The 26416-nt window shown below is 32.8% G+C and carries 14 protein-coding genes; 10 read left to right on the top strand and 4 right to left on the bottom strand.

The window, feature by feature from the left end:
• Nucleotides 1-379 precede the first annotated feature (379 nt).
• From AAG068_RS13395 to AAG068_RS13360, 8 genes are all read left to right on the top strand, one after another.
• Nucleotides 380-859: an AraC family transcriptional regulator gene (locus AAG068_RS13395; RefSeq protein ID WP_342719643.1), complete on the top strand. Its 480-nt coding sequence runs from the start codon at nucleotides 380-382 to the stop codon at nucleotides 857-859.
• Nucleotides 860-1111: 252 nt separating this feature from the next.
• On the top strand, nucleotides 1112-1642 hold the full coding sequence (locus AAG068_RS13390; RefSeq protein WP_342719642.1) for an RNA polymerase sigma factor SigX: 531 nt from the start codon (nucleotides 1112-1114) through the stop codon (nucleotides 1640-1642).
• Nucleotides 1643-2620 (top strand): DUF4179 domain-containing protein, encoded by a 978-nt coding sequence (locus AAG068_RS13385; protein ID WP_342719641.1) that lies wholly within the window; start codon nucleotides 1643-1645, stop codon nucleotides 2618-2620.
• 562 nt (nucleotides 2621-3182) lie between these two features.
• Nucleotides 3183-4886 (top strand): M4 family metallopeptidase, encoded by a 1704-nt coding sequence (locus tag AAG068_RS13380; protein ID WP_342719640.1) that lies wholly within the window; start codon nucleotides 3183-3185, stop codon nucleotides 4884-4886.
• Between the two features lie 486 nt (nucleotides 4887-5372).
• Nucleotides 5373-7931, top strand: a complete 2559-nt coding sequence (pulA, locus tag AAG068_RS13375; protein ID WP_342719639.1) for a type I pullulanase — start codon at nucleotides 5373-5375, stop codon at nucleotides 7929-7931.
• Nucleotides 7932-8800: 869 nt separating this feature from the next.
• Nucleotides 8801-9778, top strand: a complete 978-nt coding sequence (locus tag AAG068_RS13370) for a SagB/ThcOx family dehydrogenase (protein ID WP_342719638.1) — start codon at nucleotides 8801-8803, stop codon at nucleotides 9776-9778.
• A gap of 26 nt (nucleotides 9779-9804) precedes the next feature.
• Nucleotides 9805-16815: an amino acid adenylation domain-containing protein gene (locus tag AAG068_RS13365; RefSeq protein ID WP_342719637.1), complete on the top strand. Its 7011-nt coding sequence runs from the start codon at nucleotides 9805-9807 to the stop codon at nucleotides 16813-16815.
• 55 nt (nucleotides 16816-16870) lie between these two features.
• Nucleotides 16871-18325, top strand: coding sequence for a pyridoxal phosphate-dependent decarboxylase family protein (locus AAG068_RS13360; RefSeq protein WP_342719636.1), 1455 nt, complete (start codon nucleotides 16871-16873; stop codon nucleotides 18323-18325).
• Between the two features lie 116 nt (nucleotides 18326-18441).
• Here AAG068_RS13360 and AAG068_RS13355 read toward each other — a convergent pair whose 3' ends face one another.
• A complete protein-coding gene (locus tag AAG068_RS13355; protein ID WP_342719635.1) occupies nucleotides 18442-19398 on the bottom strand; it encodes an alpha/beta hydrolase in 957 nt (318 codons plus the stop codon).
• Nucleotides 19399-20358: 960 nt separating this feature from the next.
• Here AAG068_RS13355 and AAG068_RS13350 point away from each other — a divergent pair.
• The gene (locus AAG068_RS13350) at nucleotides 20359-21789 is read left to right on the top strand and encodes an ABC transporter permease (protein ID WP_342719634.1); all 1431 of its coding nucleotides are present in this window, start codon (nucleotides 20359-20361) and stop codon (nucleotides 21787-21789) included.
• An 11-nt stretch (nucleotides 21790-21800) separates the two neighbouring features.
• On the top strand, nucleotides 21801-22478 hold the full coding sequence (locus AAG068_RS13345) for an ABC transporter ATP-binding protein (protein WP_342719633.1): 678 nt from the start codon (nucleotides 21801-21803) through the stop codon (nucleotides 22476-22478).
• 679 nt (nucleotides 22479-23157) lie between these two features.
• Here the strand turns inward: AAG068_RS13345 and AAG068_RS13340 are convergent.
• The 3 genes from AAG068_RS13340 to AAG068_RS13330 all read right to left on the bottom strand — a co-directional run bounded on the left by AAG068_RS13340 (nucleotide 23158) and on the right by AAG068_RS13330 (nucleotide 26128).
• Nucleotides 23158-23694 carry a DinB family protein gene (locus AAG068_RS13340; RefSeq protein WP_342719764.1) on the bottom strand — a complete coding sequence of 179 codons (537 nt, stop codon included), beginning with the start codon at nucleotides 23692-23694 and terminating at the stop codon, nucleotides 23158-23160.
• A gap of 303 nt (nucleotides 23695-23997) precedes the next feature.
• Complete coding sequence (locus tag AAG068_RS13335; RefSeq protein ID WP_342719632.1) at nucleotides 23998-25470, bottom strand: sensor histidine kinase; 1473 nt, start codon at nucleotides 25468-25470, stop codon at nucleotides 23998-24000.
• Entirely contained in the window at nucleotides 25463-26128 is a 666-nt protein-coding gene (locus AAG068_RS13330) for a response regulator transcription factor (RefSeq protein WP_000800739.1), read from the bottom strand. The genes AAG068_RS13335 and AAG068_RS13330 overlap by 8 nt, the downstream gene beginning before the upstream one ends.
• Nucleotides 26129-26416: the final 288 nt, after the last annotated feature.

Raw genomic sequence — 26416 nt, 5'->3', positions numbered from 1 at the left:
TGAAATACATCTAGATTTTTCTTGCTTAATTTATGGTGTATATACTAATAAATATTAAGTGGCAAGTTCCTCTGTATGAGGAAAGCACACTAAATAATTATTAAATGATAAAAATAGAATTTTGTAAATTACTAACCGGTAAGTGTGCTTCATATAGTCCTTTAATCAATGCAAAACCTCCTTCATTCTTTCATTCTCTTATCATTAATATATCGATTTAAAAAGAATATAGAATCGTGTAAAAGTATGGAACTACATACAACTTTAGTATGATTTTTATATCGATTCTGTAATTAGAGAATTTGTTTTATTTAGGAAGGAATACATATATACGAGAGCTAAATAAATGGAGTAGATATGTATAGAGAGGCTGATGTAAATGAAAGTTATAATAAAGAATTTACCGCAATTCGAAGTGGCATTTATAAGAAGAGTTGGTAGTTACTTTGAACCACAAGATCATTGGGAAAAGTTACTACAGTGGGCAAATGAAAATAATCTACATCCACCAGAGCAATCATTTATCGGAATTTCATTAGATAATCCTGAATTTGTTGCAAGTCATAAGTGCCGACATGATGCGTGCGTTACCGTACCTGAAAACTTTGAAAAAGAACCGCATCAGGATGTGCAATTTAAATGTGTAGATGGAGGTCAATACGCTCTATATCAGTTCTATGATGAACCTCATAAATTAAGTGAAGTGTATCAATATATGTACGCAATGTGGTTGCCAAATAGTGAGTATAGTGCAGATTTTGATAGGGATAATTTAGAGTTTTGTATGAACAATGTTGCAGAAGACCTAGAAGGAAAATTAAAGGCTGATTTATTTGTGCCGATAAAAAAGAACAAATAATAAGTAGTATAAATTATAAGCGGTATTAAAATAATTGTTTTTTAATAGTATTGAACCCACTCTTAAAAATAATTGAGAGTGGGTTTTATGTTGTTATTGAGAAAAAAGTTCACTTTAATTAATATGAATATTTGTTTATATGATGAATGTACGTAATAGTACATAATAAAAAATATTATTTTTCTGTCACAAAAATGAGCATTCTGGTTTCTCTATAATGCAGGCACCAAAAGAGAGAGAGGTTTTATTCACATGCAAACAATAAAAAGTGAAGAGAGGAATGTTTCACATATAACATTTGAAGCGTTGTTTAAACAAAACTATGCGTATGTTGTTAAACAAATAATATGGATCATTAAAGAACAGACGGTTGCTGAGGAATTAGCGCAAGAGGTGTTTTTGCAACTGTATCATTCAGATTGGAAAGCAATAGAAAATTTACGTGCTTGGCTTATAAAGTCTTCTACTTATGTCGCCTATAACTACATTCGTTCTGAAAAGAGACATCAGGCAAGAGTCGATAAAGAAACCCAGTATCAAGAAGTTCAAATTGATTCGTCACTAGATGATGAATGGATTAGAAAAGAAGAAATTACAAAAGTACAAATGGTGTTGCGAAAAATGAAAGAACAAGATCGAACAATATTATTAATGAAATTTTCAGGGTTTCGATATAAAGAAATCGCGCAAGTACTTCAGATTGACGATTCGTCTATTGGAACAATGCTGGCAAGAGCTAAACTAAAATTCCGGAAAATTTTTGAACAAATGGAGGGGAAATAAATGACTTGTTATGAAATGGGATCCATTCAATCATATATTGATGGTGAACTTTCCCATGAGGAAAGAAAACAATTTATAAAGCATTTAGACAAATGTAAGGAGTGTCAAAATTTATTAATTGAGCTAACAGAATTAAATCAATGGGGAAATTCAACACTAGCCGAGGAGAAGCTTCATGAGATTCCAGAAATAAATATTGATGTCGAAAAAGCATGGCAAACATTTAATAGTTATAACCAGACTAATAATGTATTTAGTACAAATCAAACGATAGAAAGAAAGCAGGGAGTATTTTCAAATATGAATAAAAAATCAAAACGTTTTATGTATACGGCGGTTGCTGCAATAGGTATTTTTACTATAGCTATGATCCCGCAAGTTCAAGTTGCAGCAACTAATATTGCTTCTTACTTTGCTAATGAGGTGTTAAATGATACGGTTGTGAATGAAGGAAGTAAGGATGAAAACGGTGTACAACAAGAAGGTATGTTGAAAGGACAGTTTATACCTATTGATGAAAAGATAACTGATCAAGGGGTAACTGTACATTTTAAAGAATTATATGTGGCGGATGCACGTATATCTGTTCATTATAGAGTTGAAAAAGCCGATGGAACTCTAATGCCATTTGAATTTGATACAACTGGATTAGATATAAAAAGCGATGGAAAAGTAAACGGACAACAAGAAGAAAATCCTGAATATAACACAGGAAATGGTATGTTTTCACAATTATCATTTATTCAAGGTGAAGACAATTTACCATTCGAATTATTGTCAGAAGGAAAAAAGTTAGAGCATGTAGGCATTCGCAATAAAGACAGACCAGAAGGTGTCATTACATTTATTGAAGGTCCTGAAGGAAAAGGTTCCTTTAAACAACCTTTAACATTAGATGTAAACATAAATAAAATAGGAAAAATAGTTGGATCTTGGAAAGGGCAATTTCAAATTAATCCTGGGAAAGTTAATAAGTAAAACAAATTCATATGAAAAAAAGAATAACACAATACATGTCGAGTGCTATCTTTATCCCGCTTTAATGGGCAGTAAGACCCCCACCTCAAAATTCAGCGAAAGCAAAGAAGTTAGGTGGGGGATGAAGAAAACCCCCACTGATTAAAGTTTCACTTTATCTATTGGTTTGCTTTTATCATGTTTGTTTCTTACATTATCTTAACTATCTTTTTCATTTACTAATCAAATAGTAACGAAGAATTTCAATGTATTAGATAACGGATTTTTAATGGTTAATGTGCAGAGAAATTACCAAGTAAACAATTAAATGAGACAAGCATATACTAATAAATGACACAATGCATTTATGATTTATAATCGTATGTAAAGAGCGCCTTAGGGAGCTCTTTTTTTATTGAAATTAATGCACTTATATAAGTTGTTCTTTATTTATATCATCGTCCTTATATTATGTAATTTTGCATAATGTTACATAAATTGTGTATTTTCCCTTTTTTTCGACAAGAACAGCAAGTATACTTTGTACAAGCTTTCTATTTCAAAAATTATACGAGGTGAAAAAATGAAAAACAAAAAGACGTTAACTAAGGTAGCATTAACAACAGGTTTAGCTTTAACAGCAGTAGCACCATACGGAGTAGGTCATGCAGAGGAAACAGATCAACTACAAGTTCAAATTCAGGAAGAATCATTCCGTTCGGGTGAACTTACACAACCGTCACAAAAAGCACCAGAGAATGTAGTAAAAGATGCTCTGAAGGAGAAAACAGAACAAGCTCTTTCTCCAAAGCAAGTCAATGGAGAAACAGGAGTAGATTATAAAGTTCTTCAAAAACGTGGTTCATATGATGGGACTACACTTGTACGTATTCAGCAAACATACGAAGGGAAAGAAGTATATGGCCATCAATTGACTGCACACGTAGATAATAACGGTGTTATTAAAAGTGTTTCAGGCGATAGTGCGCAAAATTTAAAACAAGAAGAATTGAAAAAACCTATCAATCTATCAAAAGATGAAGCAACACAATATATTTATACGAAGTACGGGAACGATATCAATTTTATTTCTGAGCCAGAAGTTAAAGAAGTTATTTTTGTTGATGAAAATAATGGACAAGCTAGCAATGCATACCAGGTTACATTTGAAGCTGCAACACCAAACTATGTTTCCGGAACTTATTTAATAAATGCACAAAATGGTGATATGTTAAAAAATATGGTACAAGAATCTAACTTAAAAGCAAGTGAAAAACTAGTTGGAGCATTAAAGAAAAGTAAAAAAAGCAATCTTACATCATTAACTGGAACAGGAAAAGATGATTTAGGTATATCACGTACATTTGGTATCTCTAAACAAAGTAATGGCAAATATGCTCTTGCTGATTATACAAGAGGGCAAGGAATCGAAACATATGATGTGAATTATAGAGACATTACGAAAGAAGAAAGCTATTATCCTGGTACATTAGCAACTAGTACTTCGACAACATTTAACGATCCAAAAGCAGTAAGTGCTCATTACTTAGCAACAAAAGTATTTGATTTTTATAAAGATAAATATAAGCGTAATAGCTTTGATAATAAGGGTCAAAAGGTGGTTTCAGTTGTACATGCTTGGGATTCCGGAGATACGAATGATCCGAAAAATTGGCAGAATGCTTTAAGTGCGAATAATGGAAGTATGCTTGTATATGGAGATCCTATCGTCAAGGCATATGACGTAGCTGGCCATGAATTTACACATGCTGTTACTTCTAGCGAATCTAATCTTGAATATTACGGTGAATCTGGTGCGATTAATGAGGCGCTATCTGATATTATGGGAACATCTATTGAGAAATACGTAAATAATGGAAGTTTTAACTGGACGATGGGAGAACAAACTGGATCTGTTTTCCGTGATATGGAAAATCCGGCTTCTGTTCCATCTTCACTTGGTGTACCTTATCCAGATGATTACAGTGAATTTAATGATTTTAATGGATGGGATCAAGGTGGGGTTCATTTTAATTCAAGCATTATTAATAAAGTTGCGTATCTCATTGCAAAAGGTGGAACTCATAACGGTGTAACTGTTAAAGGAATTGGTGAAGATAAAATGTTTGATATCTTCTATTACGCAAATACAGATGAGTTAAACATGACTTCTAATTTCAAAGAATTAAGATCAGCATGTATTCGAGTGGCAACGAATAAATATGGTGCAAATACAGCTGAAGTTCAAGCAGTTCAAAAGGCATTTGATGCAGCAAAAATTAAGTAAGTTAGAAATATAGTTTTTATTCATATATTATTACATTATAAAAAACAGCTACTGTCGTTTTAAAGATAGTAGCTGTTTTTATGCAGCAATGTATGAATGAAAATAGACTTACTAAGCAATAATTAGGTTGTCTATCTTTATGAAGTTACAATACATATATAAGGTTTAAAGTATATAAAAACAGAAAATTAATAATATATTGACCTCTTAATAGGAAGTACTATAGAATGAAAGCGATAACAAACGATTGCTTTATAATGATTTTCCTGATCTTTTAGTATTTACAAATATATGAAGACATAAACAAACCTATTTTTTAAAACAATTAATGCAAACGTTTTCGTATTAAAAGATCATTGAAATACATATGTAAAATCAGCCAATATGGGGGGTGAAATATAAGAGATTTTTAGATTCATTTAAGTAGCTGTAATGTAGTACGAGCAAAATATAACGTTCGTACCATTTAAAGAAAGGGTGTATGTGGTGCAAATGATAAAAAAATTAATTAACAAATCAGTTTTATTACTTACTATAATCGTTATGTTATCATCTGTTTTCTCTTTTCAAAGTGTAAAGGCAGTTTCAAATTCGAAAACAACTGAAGTTATCATTCATTACAAAGAGCAGTCTGGAAATACAAAAGACTGGAACCTTTGGATATGGGGAGAAAATGCAAATGGTACATCATATGAATTTACTGGTGAAGATGAATTTGGAAAGTACGCTAAAATGAATATAGATGGTGACTATAATCGTGTAGGATTTATCGTTCGTACAAATGAGTGGGAAAAAGATGGTGGCGATCGTTGGATTGAAAATATAAAGGACGGTCGTGCTGAAGTATGGATTCTTTCTGGTGATGATAAAGTATATAACTCTAAGCCTTCTGCGGAACTATCAATTCAAAAAGCATCTATTGATAGTTTCAATGAAATTACTGTAACGACTAATGTCCCGTTTCATATTAAGGAACGGAATATTGAAATTGAAGGCATTAGAATTAAGGATATTAGTCCTTATGATAGAAACAGTGGGAATGTTACGAATAAGTTTAAAATAATTACGGAGCAGAAAATTGATTTAAAACAATCATACAAAGTTAAAATCGAAAACGTAGCTGATGCGAATACTGAAATCGGTAAAGTCATTCGTAGTGAGGAATTTGATCATTCATTTTACTATGGTGGTAACGATTTAGGTAATATATATACGCCACAACATACGAAGTTCCGTGTGTGGGCTCCTACTGCGAGTGAAGCGAAATTAGTTACATATAAAAAATGGAACGATAAAATAGGTACTGAAATAAACATGCAACAAGGTGAAAAAGGAACTTGGAAAGCAGAACTTAGAGGGAACCAAAAAGGCCTCCTTTATACGTATAAGGTGAAAACTGGGGATAAGTGGACAGAAGCAGTTGATCCGTATGCACGTGCTGCTTCTGTAAATGGAGATAAAGGGGCAGTTGTTGATTTAGAAGAAACAAATCCGAAAAAATGGAAAGCAAACAAAAAGCCAAAATTTAAAAATCCGGAAGATGCTATTATTTATGAATTACATGTACGTGATCTTTCTATTCAGCCCGAAAGTGGTATTAAACAGAAAGGGAAGTATTTAGGGATAACAGAAAAAGGAACAAGAGGGCCCGAAGGTGTGAAAACAGGACTTGATCATATGAAAGATCTTGGTATTACGCACGTTCAGTTGTTACCGATATTCGATTATGCATCAGTAAATGAAGAGAATTTAAACGAACCACAATATAACTGGGGATACGATCCGAAAAATTTCAACGTTCCAGAGGGATCCTATTCTACAAATCCATATGAGCCAACTGTTCGAATAACTGAATTAAAGCAAATGATTCAAACACTGCATGATAATAATCTTCGTGTTGTAATGGATGTAGTATATAACCATATGTATAATGCTGCTGAATCTAATTTTCATAAGTTAGTTCCAGGTTATTATTACCGTTACAATGAAGATGGAACATTTGCAAATGGAACCGGAGTAGGAAATGATACAGCTTCAGAACGAAAAATGATGCGAAAATTTATGGTGGATTCGGTCACATATTGGGCAAAAGAATATAACTTAGACGGATTCCGTTTTGATTTAATGGGTATTCATGATTATGAAACGATGAATGAAATACGTAAAGCTGTTAATCAAATCGATCCTTCTATTATATTGCATGGAGAAGGCTGGGATTTAAACACACCTCTTGCAGCGGAGTTGAAAGCAAATCAAAAAAATGCTGAGAAAATGAAAGGGATTGCTCATTTTAACGATAATATACGTGATGGATTGAAAGGTAGTGTATTTGAGGAGAAAGAAAATGGTTTTATAAATGGAAAGGAAAATATGGAAGATCGTATTAAAAAAGGTATTACGGCAGGTATTGACTACGATATAAATTCGTCTACCTACCAAGATCCAGAACAGGTATTAACTTATGTGGAAGCACATGACAATCATACATTATGGGATAAACTTGAGTTAACTAATCCAGGTGACAGTGAAGAAGTGCGAAAACAAATGCACAAATTGTCTTCTTCGATTTTATTAACATCACAAGGTATTCCATTTTTACATGCAGGGCAAGAGTTTATGCGCACGAAATATGGTGATCATAACAGTTACAAATCTCCTGATTCAATTAACCAAATGGACTGGTTGCGCCGTGTAGCATTTAATAATGAAGTAGATTATATGAGGGGCTTAATAGAATTACGCAAAAAGTACCCAGCTTTTCGAATGACATCTACAGAGCAAATAAAAACACATGTATCATTTATTGATGCTCCGAAAAATACTGTTGCTTATACAATAGAGGGAAATAAATATGAATACTTTACAGTGGCTCACAATGCAAATAGAGAAGCTGTTGAAATAACACTTCCATCGAAAGGGCCTTGGAAAGTACTAGTAGATGGCGAGCAGGCGGGAAGTAAACCACTTTATGTTGTCTATGACAATAAAATTAAGGTTCCTGCATTAAGTTCCATTGTTTTAAAATCAGAAAAACCGATTAAATAAAAGCGAAGAGTGTGGAAATAAATACTGAATTGAGCAAAGTTAATAAGGATTGCAAATGAAAAAAGCGAAGTAAAGGTTATTCTCACTTCGTTTTTAAAGTTAATGTAATATAATTTCACATACTGTAATTATATTACAATTTAATAAAAAAATAAGCAATAGATTATTGCTATTGTGACAGTAGGGGGAGAAGATATCTTTGAGTTTATTTGTAAAATTATATGAAATACATTCGTAATTCATATAATGTTTATTATATATTCGAACATATAACGAGCTAGATGTTCGAGTTGTATTAATTCCTACAAATCGTTTAAAAATAACAAAGGCGTAAAAAGTATATGGAATTAAAATAGAGAAAAGACACCTTTAATGGTGTCTTTTCTCTATTTTGAATTTGAAATGTAAGTAACTCAATTGTATGTAATAGTATGTGATATCTTCACACTAACTGATTAAGAAAAATTTAAAACTCTTTTCTTAATCTATTTGTAATAAATTACATCATAAAATTTTATCGATATAATAAATAAAACTTTCTCAACATTATTTGATTTAATAACTATATTCAACCGCTCTCCAATCCATTACAATAATTTCACATTGGAAATACATGAATATTCTCAATGTTATAAATGGTTTATACCTTATAGGATTACTATGGGAAAGGATGTGAAATATCCAAAGAAAAATCATTTTTTATGATGAAATAAAAAAAATTAATGAAGAAAAAGTTATTTCATTATTTTCAAGTTTCGTTAAAGTGCATGTATTTATAATCACTATGAGACAAGGAGCAGAATCTAAAAAAATTTTTGTAGATTAGAAAATTGCATTTCAAAATAAGTTAAACGTTTATGGAGGATTATATGAGCGAGAAAATTTACTACTGGTCTCCGATTAAGCATTGGGAGAAGTTGCATAATGAAGTTTTGATAGGGGAAATGAGATTTACAGGTATTCTGTCTGAGTGGTTTCCTGATTTTTATTTTATGGCTCAAAAAGGTGTGAAAATCAGTGAACTAGTAGAGCGCTTTTCGTTAGGAAATGTAGAAGAGACACAAAAAACCATAGAGCTCATGATAAAAAATCGTGTGTTAGTAAGTAACATATTACACCCAAGAGAAGTATTTTCTTCACAAGAAAAGATTTTTCCAAATCCATATAGCAACCAGATTCGCTTTTCTAAAGAAGAGTTAGATAAGTATATGAGTGAACAATTAAATCGCACGCACGTTGCTGCACGGTCAACCGAAATTCAACTTGAAACAACAGATGAGCTACCCACTATAATCAAGGAACGTAGGTCTTGTCGTCAATTTGATATGGAAAAACAAATTAGTTTTTCGGAATTTTCCCGATTCTTATCAACTCTAAAACAGGTTAGGGAAGAAAAAATATACTATCATTACGCAAGTGCAGGCGGGCTCTATCCCATTGATATCTTTGTTTATGTAAAACCAAAACGTATAGAGAGTATGAAAGCTGGATTTTATTATTATAACCCATCAAAAAATAGTCTTGTGATTGTAAACAACATTGATCAAGTAATCAAAAGTGATCATGAGTTAATTAATCAGGATTTATTTACTCAATCGGCCTTCTCAGTTTATTTGGTTTATAATGCGAACGCTTCCATCCCGAAATACGGTTCAGATGGATATTTATTTGCTTGTATTGAGTCAGGCATTATCACTGCTACCTTAAATATGGTTGCTGAGACAGTAAATTTAGGCGTTTGTTCAGTTGGTCATATGAAATTTGAAGAGATTCAGCAATTTTTATGTTTGGATAACCATCAAGTATTTCTCCATGGGCTTGAAGTTGGCCTGAAAATTAACGAATAGAAGAAATGAATATTAGGGGGATAAACATGCACATTAAAGATCGAAGTTCTATTCATGGAAATAAAGGGGTAGAAGCGTTTTGGAAGGAGCAATTATCTTCCGAGGTTCTTGATTTTTCTGTATTTAATAGTGATTACCAACTAAATAAAGAAAATCCTTGTGAGCACGTTCAAATCATAATGAATGTAGAGTTGAGTAAAAGCATACAAAAAGAAAGTAAGTCTCAAGATTTATTATTATTTAGCTGGTTACATGCCGCGTTAAGGATTTGTTTGGCACACTATACAGATCAAGGAAGAATTACTATTGGTATTCCTGTAATCGAAAAAAATCTTGAACAAAGCGAGAATCTTAATAAATGGATTCCTTTAGGAAGTGAAATCCATCCGCATCATTGCTTTAAACAAGTAGTGAATCAGATTGAAGAAACGACTTTATTCGGTTATGACAATCAGGGGTACCCACTCTCTGAATTATTAGTGGAACATCCTTTAAGTCCTTTTCAAATTGTTATTGGGATGGAAGGGTTACATAATAAAAATTCGATAGAAGAATATGCAGAGAATAATTTAGCGGTTTGGATACAAAGAAAATGGAATGAAATACATAATGAATTTGAAATTCAAATTTCTTTCAAATCTCATTCGTTTTCTTCTTTGCAACAGTTTGCAAATTCGTATCTTGATATTTTAAAGCAAGTATTAAAAAATCCGAATTTGGCAGTGAAAGATATTTGTATTATTGCAGAAGAAGAGAAAGAGTTGTTAGAAGGATGGAATAACAGTCAGACAAGCATAGACTTGTCTCTAACATTTCAAGATTTGTTTGAAGAACAAGTGTTAAAAACCCCAGATCAAATCGCTGTTGTTTGTAATGATCAATATTTAACATATAAAGAATTGAATCAGAAAGCAAATCAATTGGCTTCTATTCTTCAAAGTAAAGGTGTATCCAAGGAAAGTATTATTGGGGTTATGGTAGACCGGTCATTAGAAATGATCATTGGCATGATGGGAATTTTCAAAGCAGGTGCAGCATATTTACCAATTGATCCTAACTATCCAAATGAACGAATTGAATATATGTTACAAGATAGTCAAGCAAAATATTTACTTAGTAAGCGAACAGAGGAAGTATTGCCACAATTTGCGGGTGAAGTACTGTATCTTGATAAAGAATATCTTTTCCAAGGTGAAGAAAGTAATTTAGTACGAGAACATAATCCTAATGATTTGGCTTATGTTATTTACACATCAGGATCGACAGGAAATCCAAAAGGGGTAATGATAGAACAAAAATCTCTAGTTCATTTTTTAAATGTAATGAGAGAAAAAGTAAAGGATAATCAATCATTCTTGTTTCTTGCTAGTGTATCTTTTGATATTTCCTTGTTAGAAATATGTCTTCCTTTAACGCAAGGTTCAAAAGTAGTAATTGCTACAGAGGAGCAGTTTGCAACAAAAGAATTGGCTCATTTAGTCAAAAAACATAAGGTGGATTTATGGGAATCAACGCCATCGCGAATGGAAGTGATTTTGAGTGATCCAGAAGGGGCAAATTTTCTAAAAGATTTAAAATCTATTTTATTAGCAGGAGAAGCATTTTCCATTGATTTGGTTGAAAAAATTCGTTGTATCAGTGAAGCAACAATTTTAAATATTTATGGTCCCACAGAAACAACCATTTGCGCAACAGTGAAAGACTTAAGCACTTCCAAAGAAGTTACGATTGGCAAACCTAATCCGAATTATCATTCCTATATATTGAATAAGTATGGCCAATTAAAACCATTTGGAATTCCCGGTGAACTCTGCATTGCTGGCGTAGCGGTAGCACGAGGGTATCTTGGTAAAAATAAACTAACAGATGAAAAATTTGTACCGAGTCCTTTTAAGGCAGGAGAAATGATGTATCATACAGGTGATCTCGTTCGTTGGTTGCCTAATGGAGAACTTGAATATTTAGGTCGAATGGACCATCAAGTGAAAATTCGGGGGTATCGGATTGAATTAAGAGAAATCGAAACTCAATTAAGGGAGTATCCAGAAGTAAACCAAGTTATCGTTGTTGATCAAGTGTATGGAAATAGGAAATTATTAGCTGCTTACTATGTATCCGATAGCAAAGTGTCTTTTGATGAAATCAGAAAATATTTAAGTGATAAATTACCTGAGTTTATGATTCCTGAAAAAATGATTCAGGTAGAAGAGATTCCATTGAATCCAAATGGAAAAGTGGATAGAAAAAGGTTATTGGATATAACACAAACGGATTATGTATCAATTCCATACGTTGCCCCGCGCAATGAAATTGAACAAAAATTAGTGCGTGCGTGGGAAAAAGTTATGGAGATTGAGGGAATCGGTATTCATGATAATTTTTTTGCATTAAAAGGAGAATCCATTAAAGCACTTCAGGTAATTAATTTACTAAGAAAAGACTGCTTAAAAATAAGTACAACAGATTTTTTTAAGCACCCTACAATCGCTCAACTGAGTTCTTGTGTAAAGTTAGAGCATAAAGAGGAAAAGTTTGAAAGTAGACCAACTCATGTTAAAGATTTGTCTAAGCCATTTTCCTTAACAGAAGTTCAGACAGCGTATATGTTAGGACGGAATTCACAGTTTGAATTAAGTGGTATTTCACCTCAAACATATTTTGAATATGAAACAAAATTGGATATTAATCGTCTTTCAAAAAGTTTTCAAAAGGTAATTCATCGTCATCCAATGTTGCGAGCTGTAATTTTACCAGAGGGAAAACAGCAAATATTACAAAGCGTTCCTGATTACGAGATTGAAATAGTGAGTCTCATAGATTTAGATGATAGGAATCAAAATGCTCGCTTACAAGAAGAGCGTTCTCGAATGACTAACCATGTATTCCCTTTGGGGCAATGGCCTTTGTTTGAATTAAAAGCCTTTCTTTTAAAAGAAGACACGTATTTATTATGTTTTCGATACGATGCTTTATTAATGGACGGAGCAAGCATGAACATTGTTGGACAGGATTTGTTGCATTATTATTATAAACCAAATCAAAAATTAGAATCTCTATCTTTTGATTTTCAAGATTATATGTTTATCTATGATGAAATGGAACAAAGTGAAGAATATAAAACAGCAAAAGATTATTGGACAAGTAAGCTTCCTGACTTTCCGTTTGCACCTTCTTTGCTGTTAAAAAAGGATCCAGCAGAGATTGCTACTCCTAAATTCCAATCACTTACAAAAATCATGGACAATGAAAAATGGACAAAGCTACGAAAGTTAGCACAAGAGAAAGAGGTAACACCTTCCGCTCTACTTTGTACAATATATGGTGATGTGTTGGCATATTGGAGTAATCAACGTCGATTAGCAATTAATTTGACTGTATTTAACCGTTATCCTGTTCATGATGAAGTAGAACAGATTGTTGGAGATTTCACATCGCTTATTTTATTGGATGTTGATGTAAAACCAGAGCAAACTTTCTTTACTAGAGTAAAAGAAACGCAATCTACTTTATTAGATGGCCTTGAACATCGTCATTACGATGGAGTTAACTTTATTCGAGATTTTACTCGTTATCATCAAATGACGCCAAAAGCAGTTATGCCAATCGTTTTCACCTCGATGTTAGCAGGTGCAGGTGCTTTCTCTTGGGAACAACTTGGTTCTCTTCGCTATATTCATGCTCGGACTCCACAAGTGTATTTGGATAATGTAGTAATTGAAAAAAATGGAGAGTTATTAATTAGCTGGAACTATGTTGAAGAGTTGTTTGATGTTGATGTAATAGAAGCAATGTTTTCCCAATTTGTTGACTTATTGGAACAATTGGTGAAACAAAGCGATATAACATCTTTGCAGATGAAAGAATCGGATCAAACTTTAATTAAGCAATACAATGAAACAACAGAAAAAATACCTTCAACTACTCTGTATCAATTATTTACAGACCAAGTAAAACGTACACCGGATGAAGTAGCAGTGGTATTTGAACAAGAATGGTTAACATACTCGGAACTTCATAAACGCTCCAATCAAATTGCCCACTTCTTAAAAGAGCAAGGCATTGGTCTAGGTGACAAAGTGGGTCTTTTAGCAAAAAGGCGAGTTGACACAATTGTTAATATGTTAGGTATTTTAAAAGCAGGTGCCGCTTATGTTCCGATTGATCCCGATCATCCTTTAGATCGCCAAACATATATTTTAAAAAATAGCTCATGCAAACTTTTATTAGAACCTAGTCTTTATGAAGAAAAACATTTGTCATTATATACAACAAAAGATATGCCCGCTATTGCTGGTCCAGAAGATCTTGCCTATATTATATACACTTCAGGAAGTACAGGGAAACCAAAAGGAGTAATTATTACTCATCAAGCGGTTGCAAATACCATTCAAGACATTAATCAAAAATATCAGGTAAATGAAGATGATCGTATTATTGGTATCTCTTCCATGTGTTTTGACCTATCTGTATACGATATTTTCGGAACGTTAAGCACAGGTGCAATGTTGGTAATGATTCGTGATCCAAGAGACATGCAAGAATTAATCCGTACCGTCGAGCGTAGAGGAATTACAATTTGGAATACAGTGCCTGCAATCATGGATTTGGCATTGGATCAAGTAGGTTCTCATTTTGAACATTCTTCTTTGCGTTTAGTTTTACATAGTGGAGATTGGATTCCACTTTCTTTACCAGAAAAAATAAAACGACATTTTCCGATTGCGGAAGTAGTTTCACTAGGAGGGGCAACAGAAGCATCGATTTGGTCAATTTATTATCCGGTCAAACAGGTGGAATCACATTGGAATAGTATTCCATACGGGATGCCCTTGGCAAACCAAACGTATTATGTGTTGAACTATGAAAAGAAAATGTGCCCTGTTGGTGTAATTGGAGATTTATATATCGGGGGAGTTGGCCTTGCTAAAGGATATTTAAATGATGAAAAGAAAACAAATGAAGCGTTTGTGTCACATCCTGATTTTGGTCTTATATACAAAACAGGAGATTGTGGAAAAATGCATTCTGAGGGATATATTGAATTTTTAGGCCGCCAAGATTACCAAGTGAAAATTCAAGGATATCGAGTAGAGTTAGAAGAAATCTCTCATTATCTTCTAACTTACAAACAAGTCGAACATGCTGTCGTAATTGATCAAACAGATGAGAATGGAATAAAATTTTTAGTTGCATATGTGGTAACTGAGCAAAATATTAGTACAACAGAACTACGAAAGCATTTGCGAGATCACTTGCCAGATTACATGATTCCTTCTTATTTTGTTTATTTGGGACAATTACCCTTGACTCCAAACGGGAAGTTAGATAGAAAAGCGCTCCCTACTCCAGAGAAACAAAAAAATGAAGTATTTATTGCTCCAAAAACTGAAATGGAAAAAATATTAACTAGTATTTGGCAAGAAGTACTCAAAATAGATCAAGTTGGAGTAAATGATCATTTCTTCGCCTTAGGTGGAGATTCAATAAAAGCGATTCAAGTATCCGTCAGACTGTATCGACAAGGATTTGAGCTTGAACCAAAAAATCTATTTTCATTTCCTATATTAAGCGACATGGTTCAATTTATTAAAAAGCTAGACCAGTTTTCAAGTTCACAAACAAATGATGTAAACATAATGAACGATAATAAAGCTACATTACTAAATGTTAAAGATAAACAACTTAATCAACATACACTTACCAAAATACAAGAAAAAATGCCGGATATAAAAATAGAACGTATTTACCCATTAGCACCTTTCCAGGAGGTTATTTATGAACATGCCGCGACTGAACCTGATACAAATGCATATTTTGAACAAATAATTTGGTCACTTGAGGGGGAACTGGATATTGATCTCTTTATTCAGTGTTTCCAACAATTAGTTAATCGTCATGATTCTTTAAGAACGATAATTGTGCAAGATGAACAAGCAAAACCTTGGCAAGCAGTTCTACATGATGTTCAAATGATTTCAGAGATAAAAAACTTGATTAAGATGACGAAACAAGAACAGCAAGAATTCCTAGACCAGTGGATGAGTGAAAATTTAAGTCAAGGATTCAAAAATGATGAACTCATGAACCGTCTCTGTATATTCCAACTAGGTAATAACGAGCATAAGGTGGTTTGGAGTTCGCATCATCTATTATGTGATGGTTGGAGCGTCAGCATTTTAATAGACGAATTATTCCAGCTCTATGAAACAAAAAATGCCGGAACTACGGCGGAGTTACCTATGGTAAAACCTTTTGAAACATTCATAAATTGGACTTTAGCACAAGATTATAAGAAAGCACGTCATTTTTGGCGAGATTATTTAGCAGGATACAATCGAAAAACTAGTATTCCTAAAAGGAAAGTGCCAACTAAAAGTGAAGGGTTAAACTTCACTTTTATGGATTTAACATTAGATAAGGATTTAACTAGTCAGTTACAGACATTTGTAACTAAAAACAATATAACTATGAATACGGCATTACTAGCTGTATGGGGAATATTGCTTGGCAAATACAACGGAACGAGAGAAGTAGTATTACCTAATCTCGTATCAATCAGACCTCCTGAAGTAGAAGGAATTGAAAATATGTTCGGTCTGTTCACAAATGTTTTACCTATCCGACTAGCATGGACCGAAACTCAAACTTTTGTAGATTTCCTGCAAAAAGTACAACTAGAAACATTGAAATGTAATGAGTATGCATACTATTCATTTGTTGATATACAAAAGCAAAGTGAATTAAAAAATCAGTTAACTGACCATCTTTGGGTTTTTGAAAACTATCCAACTAACCAAGCTATCTTCTCTTCAAATGAAAACAGAAATTTTGCTATCACAGATTACGAAGTTGTTGATGAGCCACATGTAAAGTATGGAATTATGTGCTTCCCTGAAGAGAAACTTACAATAAAGTTTGGATATGATCAAACCGTATATGAAGAAGCGAAAATACAAGAAATATTGAATCACATGCATCAGTTAATCAACATGATTCTTCAAAATCCAATACAAGCAATCGGTGATTACAAATTATAAAAAATAAAAAGGCGAGCAAGAACTCGCCTTTTTAAATAGAATAGGAGTAAACTATATGACAAAAACCTTGCAGTTATCAGCCGAAGAGATGCGTCAGTTAGGATATCAAGCGGTTGACTTGATTGTTGATCATATGAATCATTTAAAAAGGAAACCAGTTTCGGAAACAATTGATAGTAATATTTTTAGAGACAAGCTAATTGAAACGATTCCGGAAAAAGGATCTAATCCAAATGAGTTACTTCATTTTCTTAATAACAATGTGTTTAATCAAATTACTCATGTGGATCATCCTCATTTTATGGCTTTTGTACCAGGTCCTAATAATTATGTTGGTGTAGTAGCAGATTTTTTAGCAAGTGGGTTTAATGTATTTCCTACAGCTTGGATAGTAGGTGCAGGTGCTGAACAAATTGAATTAACGACAATCAACTGGTTAAAATCAATGCTAGGATTCCCTGATTCAGCTGAAGGACTATTTGTCAGTGGCGGTTCTATGGCTAATTTGACTGCACTTACTGTAGCGAGACAGGTCAAGCTGAACAATGACATAGAAAATGCGGTTGTGTATTTCTCTAACCAAACTCATTTTTCTGTAGATCGAGCACTTAAAGTATTAGGGTTTAAACATCATCAAATTTGCCGAATTGAAACAGATGAAGATTTAAGAATTTCAGTTAGTACTTTAAAAAAGCAAATAAAAGAAGATCGATTAAAAGGAAAAACCCCATTCTGTGTTATTGCTAATGCAGGGACAACGAATTGTGGAGCGGTGGACTCCCTCGATGAATTGGCTGATCTATGTGGTGATGAAGATGTATGGCTACACGTGGATGGTGCTTATGGGGCTGCAGCAATTCTTAGTGAAAAAGGAAGGGAGTTGTTAAGCGGAATTCATCGTGCTGATTCTTTGACGTTAGACCCGCATAAATGGCTTTTTCAGCCTTATGATGTTGGTTGTGTACTCATTCAAAATAGCCAATATTTAAGTAAAACGTTCCGTATGATCCCAGAGTATATTAAGGATACGGAAACTAATATAGAAGAAACAGTGAATTTTGGGGAGCGTGGAATTGAACTTTCTCGTAGATTTAGAGCATTAAAGGTATGGCTTTCTTTTAAAGCATTTGGAGTCACAGCTTTTCGTGAGGCAATAGATCATGGCATTATGTTGGCTGAACAAGTTGAAGAGTTTTTAGGGAAAGAAAAAGATTGGGAGGTAGTAACACCTGCCCAATTAGGAATTGTTACTTTTCGTTATATTCCTTGTAAGCTAACATCTACAGATACAATTCATGAAATAAACAAAAAACTGGTGGAAGAAATTAATCAAAAAGGATTTGCTATGCTAAGTACGACTAAATTAAAAGAAAAAGTAGTAATTCGACTTTGCTCTATTAATCCAAGGACAACAATAGAAGAAATGCTTCAAATCATGATGAACATAAAAGCAGTAGCAGAGGAAATAAACACTTCGTCTAAACATCTTATATCTGTTTCTCAGCCTTGATATATTAGGTGGATTTTACATAGCAATAGCCGATTCTAAATAAGAATCGGCTATTGCTAATAGATAATAACACTCACGAATGTATGCTATTTATGAGTGTTTCTCTTGTAAAGATATTAAGCCTTAACCTTAGATACTCTTTTGAAACCAGTCTTTACTGCTTGTACGATTTCGTTCACAGCGTAAATAGATACATCGGCATTTGGATTTAATCCTTCAAACCAGTGATAGGCATTTGGATATAAATGAAATTCGACATCAACACCAGCTTGCGCTAGTTTGCTTACATAGGTTAATGTTTCACTGCGGAATGGATCTAATTGACCAACAAATGTGTAGGTATATGGCAAGTCGCTATAATCTTCAGCTCGAGAAGGCGCTGCATAGGCAGGGATTTGATCCGTTCCATATATTTCTCCTAAATACATTTTCCAGCCAGCTTCATTTGCCTTTTGGTTCCAAACAAATCCCTCTTTAATTTCATTCGCTGAAGGTGTATCATTTCTGTCATCAATCATTGGATATAGTGGCATTTGTAAACAAATCGAAGGATATTTTCGATCTCGGGCTAATAATGATAATGCTGCTGTTAGCCCACCTCCAGCGCTTACTCCTGCAACCCCAATTCGATTCGAATCAATGTTTAATGACTCTGCATTATCAGCAATCCATTTTAAAGCTGCATAACAATCCTCGATTGGTGCTGGATAAGGATGCTCAGGAGCTAAGCGATAGTCTACAGATACGACCACACAGCCAGCTTCTTTTGCAAACCTCATACAAGTATCATCGTTATCATCTATAGAACCTAAGATATAACCACCACCATGTATCCATAATAAGACAGGTAAAGATTCATGATTTGATTTTGGACGGTAAATTCTTAATGGTAACGGATTAGCATCTGGTCCAACAATGACTTTATCTGTTAACGAAAGGGAGTCATCAACAACGGTAGGTGGTCTCATTTGGGCTATTCCTTCTCTGATTGATTGCAAGTTTTCCGGGCGTAAATCGAGATCCGGAAACATCTCTAACCCTTGTAATAATTCTGGATTTACTCTATTTTTCATTTTAGCACCTCTATTTGTAATTGTTTTCAAATAAATGAAGTGTATTCTAAGTAGTTTAATTGTGAAAGAACACCACAATTAAATTGTAAATTGGATATGTTATAATGGTCAACAGAATATTCAGAAATTAAAACCTTTCTCAAGAAGGAGTTTCATGCAATTAATAATACAAGTAGCGGATTTAAGAGCAAAGTGTTTTCATGTCGTTGTACTTATGTACATTAGAAAAATTTCTTTTTGAGTCTAGAAAAGGACTAGATTCTTTTTTCTTATCTAGACTCATGAAGAATTATGAAAAGCAAAATTTATATATAGTTATCTTAAAAATAAATAAAAAGAGAAGAACTAACCAATGTTCTTCTCTCTTTTTTATATGTAATTAGGGTATCCATAACTGTAAAAACGGATGGTATAGATTAATGGATGAATAATTTATTTTTAAATTAATTAGGAAATATTCTCTTTTCCTAATAGTAGGTGCTTGAATTATAAAAACAAGTAATAAATTTGTATATTATATTATAAATCTTGTAATAAATAATTTATACTAAAATTTAAGAAGCAAGTTAATATTCTTATCCATATAAAAGAATGTTAACTTGCTTCTTTTCTTATTAAAAGATGTAATTTCTATTAGGAACTTAACAATTCCCATATAGATAATCACAAATAGCTTCTCTATATTTATTTTATAGAAATTATACAATAAATATATTTTTCATGTTACATACATTAAATTAAGCTTAACCTCTTTTTTTTCTATAAGTCTCTTAAATTGACTAACTCCTTACCAATATTCTAAAACGACTGTGTTTTTGAATTTGTGTTCTAGCTTTTCTTGACCAGGTCAATGAATAACTACACATAAACTCCGTATATCTATAGATAAACTACCGATTAACTCCATTTAAACTCTAGATAATCTATATAAAATAAGAATTATCAAGGAGGTAAGAAAAAATGAATTTTATGAAACGTGCAATTCTCAGTATGAAAAAAAGGATAGGAACATCATTAATTTTGATGGCAGTTTTTCTGATTGTTACAAATTTGGTTCTTTCAGGGTTCACAATCCAAAATGCATCAAAAAAAGCAGCGGATGGTGCAAGAAAAAAACTGGGTGCAGATGTTACTTTAGGTCTTGATTTCGACAAATTAGGCCAACAAGCTCGTGAAACTGGAGAAATGCCTAAACCAACGAAGCTGAACACAAAAGAAGCAGATCAATTAGCGAAGTCAAAATATGTAAAAGACTATAATTACATAGGCAATACTTTCGGTATTTCTGATGGACTTAAACTAGTAGGAGCTTCAGAAGGAGAAGAAGAAGGAAAAGGTAAAGCGGGAATGGCGGCTGTGCGAGGCGGTTCAAGCTCTGGTACAGAAATAGATATGAATGCATCTTTTATGATTGAGGGGGTCCGCAAGACTGCATTACAAGAAAGTTTTAAAAACGGAAAAAGTAAAATCATTGATGGAAAACCAATTACAGAGCAAATGAAGGATCAGAATGTAGCTTTAATGGAAAAACGATTAGCGGAATTAAACAATTTGAAAGTAGGAGACAAAGTTAAAGTGCAATCAGGGGATAAGAAGGAAACCCTTGAGGTTGAAATTATCGGTATTTACGAAACAAATGAGCAAGCAATGGGTCAACAGGCTCCTCCTATTATGGATCCAGCTAATAAACTATATATGCCGTATTCAACTATGAAAAAATTAGAAGTAGACCAAGGTATAAGTAGTGTTCAAGTCGTGTATTTCTTGAATGATCCCCAATATATCGATGCATTTAAAAAAGAAGCAACAAAATCTAATATTGATTTTAATTATTATAAATTAGATGCGCATGATTCATTGTACAAGCAAATGATTGGTCCTATCGAAAATATCTCTTCGACTTCTCAAATGATTATTTATATTGTATCGATTGCAGGTGCAATCATTTTAGGATTAATCATTATGCTATCAATTAAAGGACGTCGTAAAGAAATGGGAATTTTATTGTCTATTGGAGAGAAAAAGTGGAAACTGATGGCGCAATTCGTAGTAGAAGTAGTGTGTGTCGCTATTTTAGCATTTGGATTATCCATAACAACAGGAGCTAAAGTTTCTCAATATATCGGGGATAATTTACTTTCGAATGAAATTGCTACTGCGAGCGAAGAAACAGATACCTCGCAACATGGTACTGTAATGATGACTGGACCTGGTGGTACTCTACAAAATCAAAAAGAAGATCCAATTGATAAAATTGATGTAAGTGTAACAGGAGAAGATGTAGGAAAAATGGGTGGAATTGGACTAGCTATTGCTATAATAGCAACGCTACTCCCAGCATTATCTATTCTGCGTTTAAATCCAAAACAAATTCTTTTAAAAGATGAATGAGGAGGCTCGATATGGAGACGATTTTACAGTTTAAAAATTTGGATTATTATTATGAAAGTAATGGAAAAAATGTAGCGATACTAGATAATGTTAACTTTTCTTTTCAAAAAGGACATTTCTACACGATTTTAGGACCATCTGGATCTGGTAAAACCACAACTCTGAGCTTAGGTTGTGGACTGGATGTCCCTAAAAATGGTTATGTACTGTATAATGGCAAAGATATTAGAAAAATTGGTTTGGATCGATACCGTAATCAAAATGTATCTGTAATTTTCCAATCTTATAACTTAATTACCTATATGACCGCTCTTCAAAATGTCTTAACAGCAATGGAAATTACAGGTGTTAAAGTGCAAAATAAAACAGCAAGAGCATTAGAATTATTAGAGAGGGTAGGACTCTCAGAAGCTGAAGCGAAACGAAACGTCCTGCAACTAAGCGGTGGGCAACAACAGCGTGTAGCAATTGCTCGAGCACTATCTTGTAATGTTGATTTACTGATTGCGGATGAGCCGACAGGAAACCTCGACGAGGAAACGGCAATGGATATTATAGAACTGTTTCAAGAACTTGCACATAAAGAGAATAAATGTATTATCGTCGTGACGCATTCACAGGAAGTTGCTAGAAAATCAGATCGTGCAGTATATTTAAGTAAGAAGAAGTTGGTCGTAAATGAAATCTAATATAAACATCGTAGCTGTTCAATTCACATAATTTTCGAAATCTATCCCTTTCAAAAACTTATATTTGATTTATAATAAAATCAAATATAACCAAAATGGTCTCCCTGTACTGAATGTTAAAATAGTTTGTTGTTCCCGTTTTAATAATATTTGAAAAAGAACTTGTAGGATATTCTACAAGTTCTTTTTATTATAATTGGTTACCTATATCATGGGATGATCACACATAAAAAACGAGACAATACCTAGATATATAATCTAAATGCTGTCCCGTTTAACTGTGTATCTGTATAGTTATTGCAGAATTAAACCTACAATCATAATTAAACTAAATACTATTATCCAACCAAACGCACAATAACCAAAAATTCTAATCCATTTAGGTAATTGATTCATGTTAATATTATTTGATGGAACTCCTTGCATAGAAAACATCATTTTTTAATCTCTATCCCTATTATTTTGTTGTTCATACATAACATCATCACCTTTCCAGGACTATATTGTTTATAGTATATCAGCATGAAGAAAATTATGTACAGAATAAAAGGGGATAGGTTACATCTTATGTAGTGAATTTTATAAATAAAGACGTTTAATTGGTCATGACTCTAAGCACCAATCCTTGATAAATACTGAAAAAGAGCCCTACATAAATAGGATTCTTTTTCTTTAAATATTAACTTGCTGGATATGCATCAGAACCAAGGTAACGTTCTTTTATAATTTGAAGATGATGAAGCTCATGACCAGCAATGATGTATGCTAATGCACGAACTGTAACTTCAGAATTATTCGCATTTCCTCTTTGTGACCAAGCTTCTTTATCTAAGCTTCTAAGTAAATACAGGGTAGATTGGCGAACAACTATTAAATTTTCAAGAAGATCTTGCATAGATTGCTTATCAAAAGCAGCTCTAAGAACATACATATCATCATTATAGCCTGGAAGTTCTGCTGTCTCGCCTCGAGCGATTGATAGCAATCGATACGCCATAATCCGTTCTGTATCTGCTATATGACCGATTACTTCTTTTATACTCCATTTAGTAGGAGCATACCGGAAAAGTCCCTCACTATCAGAAATTCTCTTTAATAAAAGATTCGCTCCCTTCATTTGTTGTTCTAGAATATGTATGATATTTCCGTCTGATACCAATTTGGTATACGTTGCATAATAGGAGTTATATTCACTTACCTTTGGTCTTATTTGTATACGAATCATCCTTTATGTTTTATGTTTAATCTTTACATATAGCTTATCATAAAAGAATTCCAAATTAATCTGAAAAATGGAGGCAAATATGCATTTTTCATCTTCCTTTTCAGTTGCATAGATGAAATGCATCTCAAATACAAGCGGAATTTCGTTTTTTTTGCAGTTATAGTAGAAGATGAATATTTAATGGATACAGTTTGTCACTACTTATGATAATCGCCATTTAAGAAGCAGTACATGTCATTAAATGAAAAACCTGTTAATAAGTTTATATTTACTACAAAAACAAACTCGTCCTATTTAAAGGAGAGTTTGTTTGTTTTTATGTTTAGATAATGGAATACTCATGTAAAATTGCACACTATGTTCCATATTTTTTATTGAATACTTTATATCTAGCGTTTCAAGAATTTGTTTAACAATATATAGCCCCAAACCACTTCCTCCAGTATTTCGATTTCTTGATTTTTCAATTCGATAAAATGGTTTGAAAATTTGTTGTAAATCTTCATCTTTAATATTGACACCTGTATTTATAATTTGTATTTCGATTTGACCTTGTTTCGAATCCTCACTTAACTTTATATAGACTTTTTCATTATGTGGTGAATACATAACCGCATTATGGATAATATTTTTACATGCTTTTTCTAAAAGAGCACAATCTGTATAAATAGAAAGGTCAGAATCAATTTTTTTTATTATTTCGATGCTTTTTTGAGAAGCAAAAAATTCGAGATCTTTTGTGATTGTACCTATTAATTTTGAAAGATTAACTTCTTCTACTTTTAGTTTGAAGGTGTGTTGTTCTAATTTAGATACACTTAAAATTTCACGAACTAATTGTTCCATACTTTCAATAATTTGATGATTTTTCTTTAAATATTGATCGCGATTTTGATAAGGGCCAATATTGTACATCATTCCTTCTAAGTATCCTTTCATTACAGTAAGAGGGGACTTTAATTCATGTGCTACAATCGCAAAAAACTCTCTGCGTTTTGTTTCTATTTCTCTTTCTTTTTCAATATCATTTTTTAATTGCTCATTTGCTTTTTTTAAATCAAACATAGCTTGTTGTAAGTTAATAGTCATGTCATTCAAACTATTAGATAATTCTCCTAACTCATCTGTAGAACGAACCTCAATTTTTTCGGAGAAATCTAAATTTGCCATCTTTTGTGCACCCTCATTAATATAAATAAGTGGCTTTGTAATAAACCTGGAATAGAAATAAGCACTCCCTATACCAATTACGATCACAATGATACTAATATAGGGGAGAAAGCGCACTAATACTTGCGAAGCTTCATCAATCGGTTGAAATGTTGCGAACACTACAAGCGTTAAACTACCATCTTGGAATTGAATTGGTTCCGTAACATTATATGAATTGCTAATGGTACCTGCATTCTCAAATCGTGCTGCTTTAGTAACTACTGTTGTTTGTTTACCACTTTGAATAAAAGAAAATGAAGGCGAGTAAATAATTATTCCTTCTTTATTTTGAAGCGAAAGCATCGCGTTATTTTTTTTTGCGTATTCATCAAAAAGTGGTATCGCATCTTGAAACGTAAGATCTTTGGACTTATCAATTATTTCTTTTATCCCTGTTTGAAGTTGATCTGTTTTGTATTGCTCATAAAACGTAGGGAGAAAGAAATATAAAGTTAAATAAATCAACACTGCAAAGGATAACAAAATGAGAGATGTAGTCATAAAGAGTTTATAAGTAATTTGCTTCATCTTCATGAGTTTCACAATACTATTCATCAATTTTATAACCAATACCCTTTATTGTTTTAATATAAGGGATAGCTAATTTTTTGCGTAGATTTTTAATATGTGTATCAATTATTCGTGTTTCTCCAAAATAATCGTACCCCCAAACCTTCTCTACGATATTCTCTCTTGTAAGTACTTTTCTCTCATTTTGAAATAGTAGTTGTAGAATTTCAAACTCTTTTGTCGTTAATATAATTTCAACATCATTTACATAGACTCTATATGCATCCACATCGATACGAACTTCTTTAAATATCAAATGATTATTTACATTTTTATCATAACTTCTTCTAAGTACAGCTTCGACTCGTCTAATCAAAACATGAAATGAAAAGGGTTTTGTTATATAATCATCGATCCCAAGATCGAATCCTTTCATTTGATCTTCCTCTTCTTCCAACGCAGTTAGCATAATAATTGGTACGTTTGACTGACTTCGGATCATTTTAGAAACTTCAAATCCATTAAGATTGGGCATCATGACATCTAGAAGAATTAAATCAAAGGATTGCTTATTAAATTGTGTCATACCCTCTAGTCCATCTGAAGCGACTACCACTGTATACTGCTGTGTCATTAAAAATTGTTTAATTAATTCCTGAATTTCTTGATCGTCCTCAACCACGAGGATATGATAGTTTTTCATAATATCACCTCTGGTAGTCATTATAGCCGTACAATCTGGAGTTTATGTGGAGATACAGTAGTAAACTTCATAGAACGTTTATTACCAAAAAGTATTATTAGCTATATTACTTTTTTATGGAGAAATAATTGCTAAAAAAACTTATCGTATGAATTGATGTACGATTAATATTTACGAAAAACTAATGCATAATAATGTGGATTGTATCTAGTTTCTTAAAATTTGTGAAAAAATACTTTTGCTTGTTTACCAAAAGAGGAAAAGGAATTTCAATATAGAAGAAGCTAC

Source organism: Bacillus paramycoides, from assembly GCF_038971285.1.
Lineage (GTDB): Bacteria > Bacillota > Bacilli > Bacillales > Bacillaceae_G > Bacillus_A.
Note: the sequence above shows the minus strand (reverse complement) of the source record. Positions and strands in the feature narration are given on the sequence as shown.